Origin of the sequence: Gordonia sp. CNJ-863 (assembly GCF_001942325.1) — a bacterium.
GTDB classification, from domain to species: domain Bacteria; phylum Actinomycetota; class Actinomycetes; order Mycobacteriales; family Mycobacteriaceae; genus Gordonia; species Gordonia alkanivorans.
Genome location: NZ_MKKG01000022.1, coordinates 1 through 16,662 on the forward strand (window position 1 = coordinate 1; position 16,662 = coordinate 16,662).

Annotated in this window: 13 protein-coding genes and 1 pseudogene; 9 read left to right on the forward strand and 5 right to left on the reverse strand. The window is 65.6% G+C overall.

The window, feature by feature from the left end:
- Positions 1-127 precede the first annotated feature (127 nt).
- A pseudogene (locus BJF87_RS11895) lies at positions 128-315 on the reverse strand (transposase); the annotation flags it as partial.
- A gap of 148 nt (positions 316-463) precedes the next feature.
- On the opposite strand from BJF87_RS11895, the gene BJF87_RS25795 reads away from it, so the two are divergent.
- Together BJF87_RS25795 and BJF87_RS25800 are read left to right on the forward strand one after the other, a co-directional pair.
- Positions 464-595 carry a hypothetical protein gene (locus BJF87_RS25795; RefSeq protein WP_158037508.1) on the forward strand — a complete coding sequence of 44 codons (132 nt, stop codon included), beginning with the start codon at positions 464-466 and terminating at the stop codon, positions 593-595.
- Positions 596-1,308: 713 nt separating this feature from the next.
- Positions 1,309-2,328, forward strand: coding sequence for a hypothetical protein (locus BJF87_RS25800; protein ID WP_139319491.1), 1,020 nt, complete (start codon positions 1,309-1,311; stop codon positions 2,326-2,328).
- Between the two features lie 175 nt (positions 2,329-2,503).
- Here the strand turns inward: BJF87_RS25800 and BJF87_RS11910 are convergent, their stop codons facing one another.
- From BJF87_RS11910 to BJF87_RS11920, 3 genes are read right to left on the reverse strand one after another with little or no spacing between them, the layout of a single operon-like run.
- The gene (locus BJF87_RS11910) at positions 2,504-5,842 is read right to left on the reverse strand and encodes an ATP-binding protein (RefSeq protein WP_187346495.1); all 3,339 of its coding nucleotides are present in this window, start codon (positions 5,840-5,842) and stop codon (positions 2,504-2,506) included.
- Positions 5,839-6,759 carry a DUF4194 domain-containing protein gene (locus BJF87_RS11915; protein WP_075863233.1) on the reverse strand — a complete coding sequence of 307 codons (921 nt, stop codon included), beginning with the start codon at positions 6,757-6,759 and terminating at the stop codon, positions 5,839-5,841. The genes BJF87_RS11910 and BJF87_RS11915 overlap by 4 nt, the downstream gene beginning before the upstream one ends.
- The gene (locus tag BJF87_RS11920; protein WP_075863234.1) at positions 6,756-8,276 is read right to left on the reverse strand and encodes a DUF3375 domain-containing protein; all 1,521 of its coding nucleotides are present in this window, start codon (positions 8,274-8,276) and stop codon (positions 6,756-6,758) included. The genes BJF87_RS11915 and BJF87_RS11920 overlap by 4 nt, the downstream gene beginning before the upstream one ends.
- Positions 8,277-8,402: 126 nt before the next feature.
- On the opposite strand from BJF87_RS11920, the gene BJF87_RS11925 reads away from it, so the two are divergent.
- The gene (locus BJF87_RS11925) at positions 8,403-9,518 is read left to right on the forward strand and encodes an alpha/beta hydrolase (RefSeq protein ID WP_075863235.1); all 1,116 of its coding nucleotides are present in this window, start codon (positions 8,403-8,405) and stop codon (positions 9,516-9,518) included.
- 8 nt (positions 9,519-9,526) lie between these two features.
- Here the strand turns inward: BJF87_RS11925 and BJF87_RS11930 are convergent, their stop codons facing one another.
- On the reverse strand, positions 9,527-10,213 hold the full coding sequence (locus BJF87_RS11930; protein WP_075863236.1) for a ZIP family metal transporter: 687 nt from the start codon (positions 10,211-10,213) through the stop codon (positions 9,527-9,529).
- Between the two features lie 565 nt (positions 10,214-10,778).
- Here BJF87_RS11930 and BJF87_RS11935 point away from each other — a divergent pair.
- The 6 genes from BJF87_RS11935 (at position 10,779) to BJF87_RS11960 (ending at position 16,630) form a co-directional block, all read left to right on the forward strand.
- A complete protein-coding gene (locus tag BJF87_RS11935) occupies positions 10,779-11,303 on the forward strand; it encodes an MSMEG_0572/Sll0783 family nitrogen starvation response protein (RefSeq protein WP_074848887.1) in 525 nt (174 codons plus the stop codon).
- A gap of 87 nt (positions 11,304-11,390) precedes the next feature.
- Positions 11,391-12,290: a carbon-nitrogen hydrolase family protein gene (locus tag BJF87_RS11940; protein WP_075863237.1), complete on the forward strand. Its 900-nt coding sequence runs from the start codon at positions 11,391-11,393 to the stop codon at positions 12,288-12,290.
- On the forward strand, positions 12,283-12,600 hold the full coding sequence (locus BJF87_RS11945; protein WP_075863238.1) for an MSMEG_0570 family nitrogen starvation response protein: 318 nt from the start codon (positions 12,283-12,285) through the stop codon (positions 12,598-12,600). Before BJF87_RS11940 ends, BJF87_RS11945 begins: the two co-directional genes overlap by 8 nt.
- Positions 12,597-13,868, forward strand: a complete 1,272-nt coding sequence (locus tag BJF87_RS11950; RefSeq protein WP_075863239.1) for an MSMEG_0569 family flavin-dependent oxidoreductase — start codon at positions 12,597-12,599, stop codon at positions 13,866-13,868. The genes BJF87_RS11945 and BJF87_RS11950 overlap by 4 nt, the downstream gene beginning before the upstream one ends.
- Before the next feature lie 254 nt (positions 13,869-14,122).
- The gene (locus BJF87_RS11955) at positions 14,123-15,178 is read left to right on the forward strand and encodes an MSMEG_0568 family radical SAM protein (protein ID WP_075863240.1); all 1,056 of its coding nucleotides are present in this window, start codon (positions 14,123-14,125) and stop codon (positions 15,176-15,178) included.
- Positions 15,179-16,630: an MSMEG_0567/sll0787 family protein gene (locus BJF87_RS11960; protein WP_075863241.1), complete on the forward strand. Its 1,452-nt coding sequence runs from the start codon at positions 15,179-15,181 to the stop codon at positions 16,628-16,630.
- Positions 16,631-16,662: the final 32 nt, after the last annotated feature.

The window sequence follows — 16,662 nt, forward strand, 5'->3', positions numbered from 1 at the left end:
GTGTACTCGCCGCCGTGCACCTCCAGCAACCGCAAGGCCCTCGAACGGACCTCCGGATCGATTTTCTTAGGCATGAGCTCATCCTTCCTGACTCAGAAGGAAGCGGCATCAAACCAGGGGTGGTTCAGTAGCCGTTGCGGCGGTTGGTGCGCTCTGGTGTGCGTTGGTTCCATTCGGCTCCGCAGACCGCGTCGGCATCGGCCGATAGCAGCCGTTGATCATGGTTTGCAGCAGTTCACGCATCAGATCTGGTGACGCGTCTGCGAGGGCTTGGCCAAGAAGGCCTGCAGGGTCGACAATGTGGGGTGCGGTCATCGCGATGACTCCTCGAGGATTCTGTGGAAGGTTGACTCGAAGGATCACGCGGTGGCCGCTCTGCATCCGTTAACGACACGACGTCGATAACGAACTCGGCCACCGAGTTACACCACTCTATGGGGCACTACTCCTGCTCGAGGCTCGCGTGGTCATCGAGGACTTCAAGGACGACCACAACCACCGACACCGTCATTCGGCGCTGGGCTACAAGACCCCTGCCGAGTACGCTGCCGGATGCACCCACCGGCATCACCCCGTGGACTGCGAGATCGACTGACAGACTGCAAGTAGGAACTGGCTCTAGAACTGCCTGGACCGGTTATCGGGGACCTGCCACCCGCAGCTAGAGACATCCAAGAACACCAGTGTTCCGCAAAGTTTCGAGCTAGAAAATAGAATCAATCGCCGCACCTAGGAACGGAGCCAATTGAAATGGATTGGGGAACAGTGCCGGCCTGGATTGGGAGTATCCTATCTGGAGCCTCAGTGCTTCTCGCTTTCTACATTCTACACCGAGACAGGGACCTAAGGCTGGGAATGCAGGCCAGCTTGACGGTGGCATGGATGGAGAAACATGCGAACGAGACTCTTATCTACATGAGGAACACCTCCGAGATGCCAATATTTCAACCTGTGTATATCAAAAAGAAGAGAAGATTCTTGTTCTGGTTCATAAAGGCGGAGGAGGGCCGCATGGCCCCCGTGACGCAACCCAACGAGTTACATAGCAAGCAATCAATTTCACGCAAGGTTAAGCAGTCAGAAAAGTGCCGCTTCTACGTTCAGTTCATGTCAGCCGACGGATTAGCCTGGGAAAGAGACCTACAAACCGGCAAGGTTCGCAATCTGCATAGGTGGCGTGCCTCTCTATGACCGGGCTGAGGTCTGCTAAACTCGACGCTTCACGCGTGGTGCCGGGATGGTTCGGGCGCAGATAGGTAACTACAGCGCGGGGTTCGATCCCCCCACCACGCCATGATCTAGGACACGATGATGCGCGTAACAATATCCTGGCGGAACGTAGCTCGATTACCTCAACATCAGGAACAACAGGGAACCAGTCACGCCTTCAACAAATCCCAACACTCTAAGACTTTCAAACTTCTTGGCATTGCCGAGCAATTTCAACTACAAGCAGCGAACCTAACTCCCAACAGCACATATTTCCAGCGAATCAACCGGAAGGTCAATAGATCACCGCAGGATAAGAGCTATTTCGAAGTAAGCGGTGATTTGTCATCCGCCGTTACGGACACCAGGTTGGACATTCCGACAAGCAGAGTTTACGACCCAGGTATCGCAGTCGTGGGTAATAGACTGACGCTTGCAACGTCCGCGGAAGGCTTTCCGGTCGATAGCCTGATCAGCATGCGCGCATTAAACAAAATGGGCACAGCAGCAAAGGTCACCAAGGAGACCTACCATCTAATTCAACAGTTCCTTTCGTCGCAAACGAAACCAGAATACAGGGCCCGCCCCCTCCATCTACTGGAATTGGAACCCACTGCAGACGTCCCTGCAAGTTTTGTTCGCTTCAATCGCGAAGAGTTGGTAGGACTATTAATCGGGAATGCCGACTATGGATCAATGCACCCAGACATCCCCGATCACATTTTTGACGCATGCGCCGAACTCAACAAGAAATCGGTGCACGAATACCTACTCGCATCTAAACAAGGATTATTGGTAATCCGCCGCAACAAGACCGATCCCAAATCTGGGAGCAATGGTCTGTACGAGCGAGCCTGCGCCTGTTTTGAACTCGCGTCTGTGATCCACATGTTACTTTCAGATTACCCACAACTTCGGCAGATACAGCCATTAGCGACCGACGCTGCCCTGAGGAAGGCACAGTACCTTGTAAAGAACTCCGGCGCGATATTCAATGCCAGTTTCTCCACTCGCGAACTCTGGCGGATCTTGGTGAACGAAATGGCGTTAGATGCGCTATTTGATTTGGTGGCTAGCTCAAACCACGACGCCGCAACTGCCCTGTCTGGACCACAATAGCTAGAAATTGCGTCCTGTTGTCGTGTTCCTTGCTACCGCTTACAGCGGTTACCAACCCTCGTCCATTACAGGATCCCTTGTTATCGCGATACCCCTGCCATCGGTCGGCACCCCACGGCGACTGATGAAGGCCGACCACTCGGCAGGAGTCACTTTCTGAGGCAATGTAATCCCCCTAAACGCGAAGCTGACTCCCCGACCGCCGCAATTCGGAGAACGCCTTGATCGTCGTCGACGTCGCCGTGGCGACCGGCCGCAACTCCGGACCTGCCTCGACCTTCGACACCATCACCACGTTGTCCACGTACGGCTGGATCGTGCTGGTGTTCTGCACCGTGGCGACGATGATCAGCTGGAACCCGAACTTGCGGAACGCCGAGAGCGCTTGCTGGGCGAACTGCGGGTCGGACTTGGAGAACGCCTCGTCGAGCATCAGCTGGGCGAAGATTGGCCGGTTGTCGTTGCCGTGCGGGCTGGCCAGGTTGAAGCTCAGCGCACCCGCGAGACAGAAGGCCATCAGCTTCTCCTGCTCGCCGCCGGAGTTGTCGCCGGCATTGGAGTAGGTGCGGATGGTCTCGCCGCTCTCGGCGTCGTGCTCCTCGCAGTAGAAGTCGAAGCGGTTGCGCACGTCGAGGGCGTCGCGCGTCCACTGGCGGTCCTCCGGGGTGTTGCCGGCGAGGCGTTCGCGCAGCAGCAGGATGTCGGAGTACTGCTCGAGGATGGCCTGTTCGTCGCCGAAGCTGACCGCCGTTGCGCGGTTGGAGATCTGACGGGCCTTCTCGGTCAGCTCCTCGACCGCGGCGAGCTTCTTCCGGCCGGGGACCAGCCGCAGCCGGGTGCCGCGGTTGAACGCCACGGCGCCGAGGCCGGTGTTGACGCGCTCGATCTGTTCGACGATGCGTCGTTCCTCGGCGTCGGCAGCCATGTGCAGACCCAGGATCGCGCCCGGCGCCTGCTCGGTGATCAGGCGACGCATCCGCTCGTAGGCCGACGGCAGCTCGCGTTCGTCGATGCGGCGGCAGACGGCGACGTAGTCGTGTATGCGTTCGTCGAAGTCGTCGCTGTCGTTGGGGATCGCGTCGGGGAACTCCTCGTCGTAGGTGTCGAGGATCCGGGCCAGCTCGTCGCGAGAGCGTCGGGCGTCGGACCGCATGCGGTCGCGCTCACGGCCGGCGGCTTTGACAATCTCCTGGCGGTACGGCTCAGGGTTGAGCACGTCGAGGGTCGCCGAGAGGTCTTCGCGGAAGCCGTCGAGGGTCTTTTCCGCCTGTGCGGGAACGTCTTCGGGCTTCAGCCGGTCGATGAGGTCGAGCAGCTGGGTGCGGCGCTCGTCCTGGCGGGCGATCTTGTCCTTGACCAGCGCGGCCTGCGAGATCGCGTTGCGGACCTGCTCCCAGAGGTCCTCGGCCTTGCGCTGCAGGGCTTCGACGTCGGGGTGTTCCTCCATGAGGAGGTCGTACTGGTCGGTGAGCTGGTCGACGCGGTCATCGACGGAGTCGACGTCGATCTCGTTCCACTGCGTGAACTGCTCGCACACACGGCGATACGCGTCGCGTCGTCGTTCTTTGGCGGAACGTTCGCGGTCGAGTTCGGCGCAGTCCTCGCGGGCGTCGTCGAAAGCGCGTTCCTCGTAGGCGAGTTCGTCACGCAGCGCGGAGATCTTGGATTCGACGTCGCCGACGAAGATGTACTGCGACCGGCGCAGCTGCTGGCGGTCGTCCTTGACGGCCAGCTTCGCCGAATCCTTGCGCAGACCCTGGTCGGTGACGGCCTTGGCATACTGGGAGAACTCCCCCGGGTTGTCGACGCACATGTGGTTGCCGAGCTTCGCGAGCACGGTCATCGCCTCGGCCGCACAGGGATGGCCGGGGTCGACGGAACGCAGCTTGGACGCCAGGGTGCCCGGCTCGACGTCGGGCATCGGGCGGGTCTCGGCCTGGTGCAGCTGAATCCGGCCACGCATGTCGTGCGAGTTGACGAACCGAAGCGCGGAGCGGAAGTGCTTGTCCGGCACCAGCAGCCGCAGGCCAGCGTTGCGCAGGACCTTCTCGACGGCGAGCCGCCAACGTTCCTCGTCGGGGTCGAGTTCGACGAGTTCGGCGACGTACTTGAGCTCGGACTCGTCGATCTGCAGCGCGTGCGCGATCACGCGGCGCATCTCGTGTTCGGTACGCGGCAGCGCGGATCCGGCCTGCTCGACGCGGCCGAGTTCTTCCTGTGCGGTGTCGCGGCGGCTGCGGGCGGCGACCTCACGGGCCAGTGCCTCGGCATAGTGAGCACGACCGGCCTCGAGCTGGCCGTCGATCTTGGTGGCCTCCTCGATGAGCTCCTCGCGCAGCGACCAAAAGCCTTCGGCGTTGGTCGGCGGGGAAAAGCCGAGTGCGGAGACCTTGTCCTCGTACGCGTTCCGTCGTGCGGTGACTTCGGTGCTGAGTTTCTGAGCTCCGCCGAGCTGTTCGCGCAGCGGGGCGAGATCGCCGGTGGAGGTGGCGATGCGGGCCAGCAGCAGGCTGTGGTCCTGGCGTAGCTGGTCGTGCTGGGTGGTCAGCGCGGCGAGATCACCGTCGAGGCGGGTGATCTGGTCGTCGAGGTCGGCGACCTCGGGCTGTGCGTTGCGAATCCGCAGGTTGTTGACGTAGCTGCGGATGGTGGTGCTGTCGATGGTGTCGAGGACGGAGAAGGTGGCCGACTCGGTCGCGTATCGCTCGTGGACCTCCTCGATGTTGCCGAGGATGGTGCGCTTGCGGCGCGCGACGTCGAGCAGCTCTCGGGCCTCGACGAGCGGGTCGATCTGCTCGAGGGCGTCGGCGATACCGACGATGGACGTCGGGGCGTCAAGCATGAACTCCCGCACGAACTGCGCGAGACCGCCGACGCTCTTGAGCGACTTGGCTTTTCCGAGGAGCTGCTGTGCGGCGTCGGAGCCGCGGATGCCGATGAGCGAGTACAGCGTCGAGAGGTACTTGCCCTCACCGGGTCCGCCGCGCCAGCCGTGGTCGCGGAACTTGGCCGAGTTGTAGTTGGCCGCGGCCCACTCGTTGCAGGCCTCGACGATGTCGGCGTCGCCGTCGTAAATGAAGTACGAGCTGTGCGCGTCGGTCATCTTGCCCGCGGCCAACCACTTGAGGACCAGACCGGTGATGGCGGTGCCCGAGGTGGAGGTGTAGGTGACCGCGATGGCCGCCCACGCCGGGCCGGTGCCGCGCAGGTACATGATCTCGCGGTGCGCGTTGGTGCCGTCGCGCCGCTCACCCCACGCGCCGCGCACGTACTTGCCGACGGTGCGCTTACCGCTCGACGAGCCGGCGGCGGTGGCGTCGCCCGAGGCGTTGAAGTTGCGGCGGTGGTCGGGCAGGAACGCCAGCGAGATGGCGTCGAGCAACGACGACTTACCCGAACCCGACGACCCGGTGATCAGAGAACCGTTGGAGCTGAACGGGATCGAGTGATACCCGTCGAACACGCCCCAGTTGATCAGCTGCAACCGGGACAAGTGGTACTGGTCGACGCTCACCAGTCGTCTCCTTCGTCGTCGCCGAAGCCGTCCTCGGCGTCGTCGGGCCGGGCGGGTTCGTCGGCGGCAGCCTCGGGCGGCTCCTCCCCCGTGTCGCCGGCGCCGATGAACTGCTCGAACTGTCGCTGCAGGTCGGTGATGACCGACGCCGTCATCACCGCGGAGATCACCGGGCTGACGGTGAAGGTGTCGGCATCGTCGCGCTGCTTGCGCAGGAACTCGAGCTCCTCCATCTTGTCGATGGCACGCTCGATGCGCTTGTCGAAGAGCGCGAGGTCGCGGTCGATGGTGTTGGTGACGCCGGCGAAGAGCTCGTGGATCTCCTCGCGGGTGATCAGCGCATCGTCGTCCCGGGCGGCGCGGATGTATTTGGCGAGGTGCAGCGCCAGGATCGCGTCGTAGGTATGGACGGTCTCGCGCTTGAGAATGCGTCGGCCCCAACGGGAGTCGTAACCGGCCTGCTCGACGAAGGCGACCTGCAGTTCGTCGACGAGGCGGAGACGCAGGTCGAGTTCGGACAGGCGGATGCGCAGGACGTCCTGGTACTCCGACACCCACGACCACAACTGCGGCTGCCGGTCGCCGCTGACGTAGCGGCGAGCGAGAAGGTTCTGCAATGCCCAGCAGGCGCGGTCGGGCATTTCGCTGACGTCGCCGTCGAAGCGGGGTGCGCTCGGGGTATGCGAGGCAGCGCGGTTGGCGACGGTGGGGAGATCGTCGAAGCCGGCGAACTCGTCGGGGAGGTCGGGGCCCTTCGAGGCTCGCTCCGCTCGCACCTCAGGGAGCGAGGGGTTGGCCTCCGCGTTCACCTCAGGAAGCGAGGGGTTGCCCTTCGTGGCTCGCTGCGCTCGCACCTCAGGGAGCGAAGGGTCCGCCTCAGGCAGCGAAGGATCCGTCTCAGGGGGCAAAGATGTCATTCGGCGTCGACCTCCGCAGTCGGAATCGGTTCGGTGAAGGTGAGGTCGGGGACTTCGATGGCGTGGTCCTCCCCGAGGAGGGACCGGAAGCGCACGGTGGTCATCGGCACCTTCTCCCCCGCCGCGGCCTGCTTTTGGGCCCAGGACCACAGCACGATGACGTGCGCGAGGTACGCCTCGTCGATGCCCTCGATGACGTCGGTGAGCGCGACCGGGCCGGCGGCGACGGCGTTGTTCACGGTCTCGGTCAGTTCGACGGTGTCGACCTGGCCGGTCATCGAGGCGAAGGCGGTCAGGTCGGCGTCGGCGCCGCCGGCGGGTAGTGCCGGGGCGGGCGGGACGTGTTCGCGGATCTCGAAGGCCAGCCGGCCGATCGAGTTGAGCGTCGGCGCGGCGAGGGGCAGCTCGTAGCCGAGGCGGCGGTCCGCGAGCGACGACTTGAGTAGGTCGTTCGCGGTGGCGAGGGCGTCGTTGAGCTGACGCGCCAGGCCGCGGCTCTGCTCGAGGGTGCCGGATGCGACGAAGCGTCGAATACGACGGGCACAGCGCTGGCGGGTGCGGCCGACCTCGGCCATCTGCTGGGTGACCAGCCCGAAGAAGTTGTCCATCACCGACCGCAGGCCGGCGTCCATGCCGGGGAAGTTCTCGATGATGGTATCGATGTCGACCTTGAGGCGGGCGCGACGCTCCGGATCCTGGATCATCTGGGAAAACGCCTGGTACGACGCCGACTGCGACGACTGCAGCAGGGCCTCGTAGTCGTCGAAGAGCTGGCGCTGACGGTCGCGGTAGGCGAGGTCGGAGTCCCCCGGGTCGTCGAGCAGCGCGGTGGTGATGCGGTCGAGCATCGTGCCGTACTGGCCGATGTCGGAGATGATCTGTTCCATCTGGTAGCCGATGGCGCGGGCGGAGTCCTCGGCGACGCGGAGGTCGACCGGCGGGCGGCGGCCGGCTTCGAGGTCGGCGAGCTCGGCGTCGAGGTCGGACATCTGCGCCTCGAGCTCGAGGCGGATGGTCTCGGGGTCGTTGCTGACCTGGCCGGCGACGCGGCGGAGTTCGGCGGCGATGCCGGTGATCGAGCCGCCGGTGGCGATGGAGTCCTCGCGGCGCTGGCGGCGCATGAAGTCGAGGACCGAGCGGGCTTCGCTGGTCAGGTGGCAGAGGTTGGGGGCGTCGGGGTCGGTGGTGTCGGTGACGCGGTGCAGCCACCCCTGACGGGCCCACAGTTTGACCAGTTCCAGGCCGGTGGGCTGATCGTCGGTGAGGTCGAGTTCGGCGAGGTCGCGTTCGAGCCGCATCGTCAACTCGACCTCGGACATCTTGGTGCCGTAGTCGAGGTGCCGCTCCATCAAGGTGACGTAGAGAGCCGAGTTGTTGGCGGCGAACAGCTTGACCGCCGCCGACTTCTGCAGCGCACGGTTGGCCTCCAGGGCGTCACCCAGCGTGACCTGCACCGATTCCGACGGCACGGCGGGTCGCCCGGCCTCGCGCTGAGCCGGGAAGGCAGAACTCTCCATCGCCGCCTCACAGGGATCTCGGGGACTACAGGACCCGCGACAGTCTGCCACGTCCGGCCGACGGGACCCCAGTCCGGTGGGTCGCGCGTCCAGCCGTCGGTCACGGGCATCGCTACTCTGTGCGACATGGTGATGGCTGATCGTCCCGAGGTCGAGACCGCATCCGGACCGTTGACGGCGCTGGCCGTCGCCGGCCTGGCGTCGAGCATGCTCGGTGGACTCGCCCGGGTGCCGTTCAAGAAGCCGTGGTCGGGACCGTCGGGGTTGCTCGACAACGTCGGCCAGGCCGTCACCCGGCAGTCCATCCGTACGTTCATGGGCTACTCGATGGGTCTGCCGATCGAGGAGTTCCGGTCGATGGAGAAGATCCTCGACGACATCTGTCGCGTGGTGATGCCGCCGTTCGTCGAATTGACCGACGGAGTCGAACTGACCGACGACACCATTGGCGGCGTCCCCGGCCTGTGGTGTCGCGCGAAGGCGAGTACCGACGCCTACGTCGACGAGGACGAGGAGAAGCAGGAGATCGGCGCGACCATCCTGTACCTGCACGGCGGCGGCTACATCGGGACGTCGCCGATCATGTACTCGGCGTTCGCGTCGTCGCTGGTGCGGATCACCGGGTTCGAGGTCTTCATCGCCGACTATCGGATGGCCCCCGAGTTCCCCTTTCCCGCAGGTGTTCTCGACGCCGCCGACGTCTACCGGGCGCTGCTGGGACGCGGCGTGACACCCGAGCACATCATCATCGCCGGCGACTCCGGTGGTGGTGGCCTCGCAGCGTCGTTGGTGGCGCACCTGCACGAGCAGGGTCTACCCAAGCCCGGTGCGATGGCGTTGTTCTCCCCCGAGATCGATCTCGACCTCGATCACCCGTCGATCACCGAGAACGCCCAGTACGACGTGCTGCCGTGGAATATCCCCGTCACGCCCTACCTGCACGGCGTGCAGCCGAACGATGCTCGCGTCTCGATCATCCACGCCGATCCGGAGCCGGACTGGTTCCCGCCGACGTTCGTGTGCTGGGGCAAGGACGAGATGTTCCGCGACGGCATCAGGGAATTCGCAGCGCGGCTGGAGGACTCCGAGGTGCCCACGCGCGCGCTCGAGGAACCGGGGATGTTCCACGTGTTCCCGATCCTGATGCCCTGGGCCGAGGCGTCGAAGCGGGTCTTCCGAGAACTCCAAGAGCTCGCCCAGGGCCACGTGGCCAGCGACCCGGACGCCACACAGACGCACTGAGTTCGCCGTCAGGCCAGGACGAACGCGAGGAGGAAGCCCGCTGCAGTGGCGAGGCCCACCCACCAGCCGCCTTCGCGGTATGCCTCTGGCATCAGACCGTTCGCGAGGACGCCGAGGGTCGCGCCGCCCGCGAAGGCCTGGACGATGCTGACCGCGGTCGGCGAGATGGCATCGGAGACTGCGTAACCGCCCACGGTCACCGCGATGAGGATCGCGGCGGTGGCCACCCACATCACCAGCGCGTAGCGCAGCGACATGTCGTGTTCGCGTCTCATCAACGACGCCCCGCTGACCGCCTCGGGGACGTTGCCGACGGCGATCGCCACCACCAGCACCAGCGAGCCGCCCGCGGTGAGTGAGACGCCCAGCGCGCTGTTCTCGGGCACGCCGTCGAGGAAGACACCCAGCATGAGCGCCGGACCGATGGCGCGGGAGCCGAGTTTGGTCTCGACGACATGATCGGCGACCACGTACACCGCGGTGCCGAGGAACAGCGCGGCCCCGGCGAGGCCGATCCCGGCCTGTTTGAACGCCGGCTGGAACAGTTCGGTGGACACCGCGGCGATCATCGTGCCCGCGCCGAACGCCATCAGGGTCGCCAGGACGCGCGCCGGGAGATCACACCGGAGACCGATCGCGGCACCGATCGCGATGGGTACCGCGGTGATGAGACCGTAGAGAATCGCGGTGAGCATGAGTCCAGCTTGCGCCTCGCGACGCGGCCGTGGTGGAGCCACGCGGGCAGCTCGGTAAGCGCGCGGCGCGGGCGCCTCGTTTGTATGTGATCGTCGGGAGGCCCGTTCAGCAACGGCGTAGTCCGGTCGTACGACGTCACAGCGGGTTACGGTGCCGTAGAGGTCGGGTTCGTCCGGAATCCGTGAGAAACAGGTCACAGAATTGCGGATCCCTCGCTCGACCTGCGGAGACACAGACGATATGCTGACTTACGTCCGATGAACCGGTCAGACCCCCGACCCGACCGGTTCGTCGGACATTTTTGTTGCCGGACCATCCTGCTGTCCTGACGAGCGGTTGAGGGACGGGCGCGCGTCGAGCGACGTGTTACGCCGACCCCGCCGCCATTTATTCCTGCGGTAACCACCCGGTAATCGATAACCGGTGAACTGGTTCTCGTAGCGTTCAGCTACTCGATGAGATCGAAGTCTTACCGATCTGCCGCTCTGGGGCAATGATGCCCGATCCGCCCTTCTCACACGCCGAGCCGCCAGGCGCCGTCGTCTCGCCATTCCAGGAGTCCTTGTGCCCTCTTTCGACGAATCCATCACCGAGAACATCGCCGCATCGCTCGCGGAGATCCCGCACCCGTCGCTGCCGAAGGGCTCCAACATCTACGGCGGCACCAAGATCTTCCCGGACTATCAGGCCGAGGACGGCGAAACCTACTTCACGCTGGTGCACGGCATCGCCCACGAGTCGTCGGTGTCGTTCGTCGCCGTCCTGCAGGCAACCCGCGCACTGCGCAAGGGCTTCGAGTCGGCCATGTACTTCTACGGCCCCGGAGCCATCAATTGCCTTGCCACGCGCGGCTTTCCGACGACAGGCGACTCCGGCTTCCCCGGTGAACAGAACATCAACAATGCACTCGAGACCTTCATCTCCGAGGGCGGCACCGTGTTCTGTTGCCGCTTCGGGCTCGCGCTCCATGGCGGTCGCGAGGAGGACTTGATCGAGGGCGTCATCCCGGCGCACCCGCTCGACGTCCAGGACGCGATCATCCACTACGCACGCAAGGGCGCGATCATCAACTCGACGTACATGGTCTGAGGATTTCGATACGGCTCGTCGCTACGCTCCTCGCCTACTCAACCAGCGAGATGACCCTTTCCGCACCACCGACCCTGGGACATTCCTATGACCACCATCGGAACCGTCGCGGCGAACTTCACCCGCGATCTCGAACAGAACTACGCGACGATCGAAGAGTATGTCGCCCAGGCGCGGGCCCGCGGCGTCGACTTCCTGGTCTTCCCCGAGGCGGCGATCGGCGGATACTTGTCGTCGCTGGGCAACCACGGCGACACCCGGAAGAACAGTGCACGGTCGCTGCCACCGGCGATCTCCCTCGACGGACCCGAGATCGCGCGGGTGCAGTCCATCGTCGGAGACCTGGTGGTGGCGATCGGGTTCTGCGAACTCGGCGAGGACGGCGAGACCCGCTACAACGCGGCCACAGTCCTCGACGGCCACCGGATCTACGGCAGCTATCGGAAGGTCCACCAGCCGCTCGGCGAGAACATGTCGTACTCGTCCGGCGAGGGATACGGCGTCTTCGACACCCCGGTCGGACGGGTCGGACTCCAAATCTGTTACGACAAGGCGTTTCCCGAGGCCGCCCGCATCATGGCTCTCAAGGGTGCCGAGATCATCGCCAGCCTCTCGGCGTGGCCGGCGGCACGCACCGCGACCGCCGAGAACCTTCAAGAGGACCGCTGGACCTACCGGTTCAACCTCTTCGACGCCGCGCGCGCCCTGGAAAACCAGGTGTTCTGGGTGGCGTCGAACCAGAGCGGGACGTTCGGGTCGTTGCGGTATGTCGGTAACGCCAAGATCGTCGACCCGGGCGGCAACATTCTCGCCACCACTCTCCTCGGCAGCGGTCTCGCGGTCGCCGAGGTGGACATCTGCGAGAGCTTCACCGCGATGCGCGCCGGCATGTTCCACCTGCGGGACCGCCGCCCAGAGAAGTACGGCCTGCTCACCGAACCAGAGACCGCCGACGACCTCGCCTGGCGGGACCTCGCTCATGCCTGAGATGACCGTCCAGGTGCGCTGGCCCGACGGGCTGTTCCGCCAGTACTACTCCCCCAGCCTCGTCCTGCACGACCACCTCGCGCCGGGTTCGTACCGCGTCGACGACTTCCGGAAACGAGCCACCACCGCGCTCGACGAAGCCAGCGCACGGGTGCGGGCCAAGTACGGGTTCGCGTGCACCTCGGCCGCCGCGTCCGCTGCGGAGATCACCAAGGATGCTGCGCGGCATCTGGACTCGGCGGAGGTCGAAGTGGTCTCGATGTACCCGCCGCTACCCGCGCACACCACCGACCTACGGGAGCGCTCATGAACACACACGTTCCGGTCGTCGTCATCGGCGGCGGGCAGGCCGGCCTCTCGGTCAGCTGGTATCTCGGAGAGGCCGGAGTCGAGCACATCGTCGTCGACGCCGAGACCGCGGTCCACGCGTGGGCCGACAAGCGTTGGGACAACTTCACTCTCGTGACACCCAACTGGCATTGCCGTCTACCCGGGTATGCCTACGAGGGTCCGGACCCCGACGGGTTCATGACCCGCGACGAGGTGGTGGCCTGGCTGGAGGGGTGGCTGCAGACCTTCGAGCCGCCGCTCGTCGAACACACGCGGGTGACCCGTCTGCAGCGGCTCGGTGTTGACCGGTTCGAGGTGACCCTCGACGGTCCGGACGGCGTCACCTCCGTGACGTGCGACCAGGCGGTGATCGCGACCGGTGGTTATCCGCTGCCGGTGATCCCGGCGTTCGCGTCGGCGCTCGATCCGGCCGTCCATCAGATCCACTCCGAGGAGTACTTCAACCCGGACCAGTTGCCCGAGGGTGCGGTGTTGGTCGTCGGAACCGGGCAGTCGGGCACGCAGATCGCCGAAGACCTGCACCTGGCCGGGCGGCAGGTGCATCTGGCGGTCGGCAACGCGCCGCGGGTCGCACGGTTCTATCGCGGACGCGACTGCATGACGTGGCTGTCGGACATGGGGCTCTACGACACTCCCACCCAGGAGTATCCGGGTGGCCGTGCCGCGCAGGAGAAGACCAACCACTACGTCACCGGCCGCGACGGTGGCCGCGACATCGACCTCCGACGCTTCGCTGTCGAGGGCATGCAGCTCTACGGCATGCTGACCGACGGCAAGGACTCGACGCTGCGGTTCGCGCCGACGCTCAGCGATGCACTGGACAAGGCCGACGCAACCTACAACTCCATCTGCTCCGACATCGACCGGCACATCGACTCGCTGGGGATCGAGGCGCCGGAACCCTCGCGGTACGAACCTGTGTGGGCTCCCGAAGAAGACCCTGCCGAACTCGATCTCGCAGCAGCCGGGGTGACGTCGATCATCTGGGCCATCGGGTACCGACCCGACTACCGGTGGATCGAGGCCAGCGCCTTCGACGGTGGGGGTCGCCCGATGCAGACGCGCGGGATCACCGAGGTCCCCGGGCTCAGCTTCGTCGGGTTGCCGTGGATGCACACCTGGGGATCGGGACGGTTCCTCGGGATCGATCGGGACGCGAGGTACGTGGCGGAGCACATCGTCGGTGTTCTGGACCAGGGGCGCCCGCGATTGGCGGCGGCGCAGTAGATGGCCGGGCGAAACGGAGGAGTTGGGTCCGGACCTCGAGGTGAACGCTACAAGCGGGCCGTGCGCTCGAAAAACTCGTCCCCCTCAGCGTCCTCCGAGGGCAATCTGCCCTCCGGCGGTGCTCACGGGGACGAGTCTTTTGGCAGATTGCGTCGCGACGCACGCGAAGACGCAACTCGCACCTCACGGGGCAATGGAGCTCGCACCTCAGGGAGCAGCAAGAGCTTGTTACTCAGGGAACAGGGGAAGTACCCATGACGGTAACCACACGAGTTGACCTGGCACTGCTCGGGATTCGGGGCGAGCCGCCGGTGCAGCGGACCGGCGGTGCCGGGCCGAGCGACGACGGCCACCTGATGGTCGACGGCCTGCACGCTGCGATCCCGCGGAACCCGCAGAGTCCGTTCGTCTTCGACGGCGAACGTGTCCTGTACGACGGAGTGGATGTCGGCATCGAGGTCGAGGCCATCGGACGGCCCCGGTTCTACGACCTGCAGACCGCCGACGGGGTCAGCTACGAGAAGATCGCCCGTCTACACGGTCGTAACGTCTTGGCGACGACGGTGGTCCAGACGTGCATCCGCTACGACGAATCGGAGCGGTGCCGGTTCTGCTCGATCGAGGAGTCACTGCGGTCGGGGTCGACGATCGCGGTGAAGAAGCCGGATCAGCTGGCCGAGGTCGCCCGCGCGGCAGTCGAACTCGACGGCATCACCCAGATGGTGATGACCACCGGCACCACCGGGGGTCGCGACCGCGGGGCCCGCCACCTCGCGCGGTGCGTCCGCGCGATCAAGGCCGCGGTCCCCCACCTGCCGATCCAGGTGCAGTGCGAACCACCCGCCGACCTCGCGGTCCTCACCGAGCTGCGGGAGGCCGGCGCGGATGCGATCGGCATCCACGTCGAATCCCTCGACGACGAGGTGCGACGACGGTGGATGCCGGGCAAGTCCTCGGTGCCGATGGACGAGTACCGCGCGGCCTGGACGGAAGCTGTGCGGGTGTTCGGACGCAACCAGGTATCGACGTATCTACTCGTCGGGCTGGGCGAGGACGCCGACGAGATGATCGCCGGTGCCAAGGAACTCGCCGACCTGGGTGTCTACCCGTTCATCGTGCCGTTCCGGCGTCATGCGGGAACGCTCGCCGTGGACGTCGACGATGCACCCGCACCGGATCCGGCCATCGTGGAGAAGATCAGCCGCGAGGTCGCGCGCCATCTCACTCTGATCGGGATGGCGGGCGCCGATCAGCGGGCCGGATGCGCGGCGTGCGGCGCGTGCAGCATCCTGCCGACGGTGGGTGGCTGAATGAGAACAACCACCAAAGACGCAGTGGCCGGCGAACTCTCGATCCTTGCCGGTCGACGCCGCGTCGCCCCACGCCCGGACTTCCTGATCACCGTCGCCGACACCGCCGTCGAGCATGCCACCTACCGTGCGATGCGGCACCACGAGTTCGTCGATCGACAGGGACTTTTCGCGCATACCGACCTCGACGCCACGGACGACGATCTACGCACCGTGGTCCTCGTCGCGACGCTGCCGGACGGCACGATCGCCGGTGGCGTTCGTGTGGCCCCCGTGCGGTGGGACGGAACGTCGGACATGGAGGACATCGGCTGGTGGTTTGGCAGCCGGCTCGTGGTCGCCGACCCCGGGCACGCCGCCGGCATCGGTCCGGCACTCGTGCGCGCCGCGTGTGCGCACATCGAACAGCAGGGTGCACTGCGTTTCGACGCCACCGTGCAGGACCGCTACGCGCGGATGTTCCGCCGCCTCGGCTGGGACGACTGCGGGGCCGGTCCAGTGATCGCAGGTCAGGCGCACCGGGAGATGCGCTGGCCGATCCACCGCATCCAGCGGACCGTCGACGGCACCAAAGCCGTTCTCGCCGAGGCGCTTGCACCGTTCGCCGACCAGGACGGCGGACTCGGAGCGACCGGTTTCCGCGGTGACGACGGTGTCCCGCTGCCCGGGACCGACGTGATCGCGGCCTGCGATGCGATCATCCCGTCGATGATCGAACGCGATCCGGAATGGGCCGGATGGTGTTCGGTGCTGGTCAACATCAACGACCTGTCCGCGATGGGCGCACGACCGATCGGACTCCTCGACGCCGTCGGCGCACCCACGACATCGCATCTGACCCGCATCGTCCGCGGCATCTCCGCAGCTGCACGCGCCTGGCAGACCCCGGTTCTCGGCGGTCACACCCAGGTCGGGGTGCCGTCGGCGCTGTCGGTGACGGCGTTGGGGACCACCAGCAGTCCGCTGCGGGCCGGCGGCGGCGCGGTCGGCGACACCGTGACCCTGCACGCGGACCTCGGCGGATCGTGGCGGCCGGGCTACCACGACCGGCAGTGGGATTCGACGAGCTCGCGGAGCAGCAACGAATTGTGCTCAATGGCAGGTCATCTGGCGCGGGTTGGACCGGCGTCGGCGAAGGACGTGAGCATGGCCGGGATCGCCGGGACGCTCGGCATGCTCGCCGAGGCGTCGGGCACCGGCGCCGAACTGGACGTGATCGCCGTGCCACGACCGAACGACGCGTCGATGGGCGCGTGGCTGACGTGCTTTCCCGGGTACGCGATGCTCAGCGCGGACCGGCCGGGGCGTCGTGCCGAGGTACCTGCCCCGAGCACCCTGACCATCGCGGACTGCGGTCGTCTCACCGCGGAACCGGGCGTGCGCCTGCGATGGCCCGACGGTGCGGTGACAGTGGTGGTGGCGTCGACGGTCACCGGGCTGGGGGCCGCGTGATCGGACCTTCTCGCCGGTTCTCGGCCGGTACT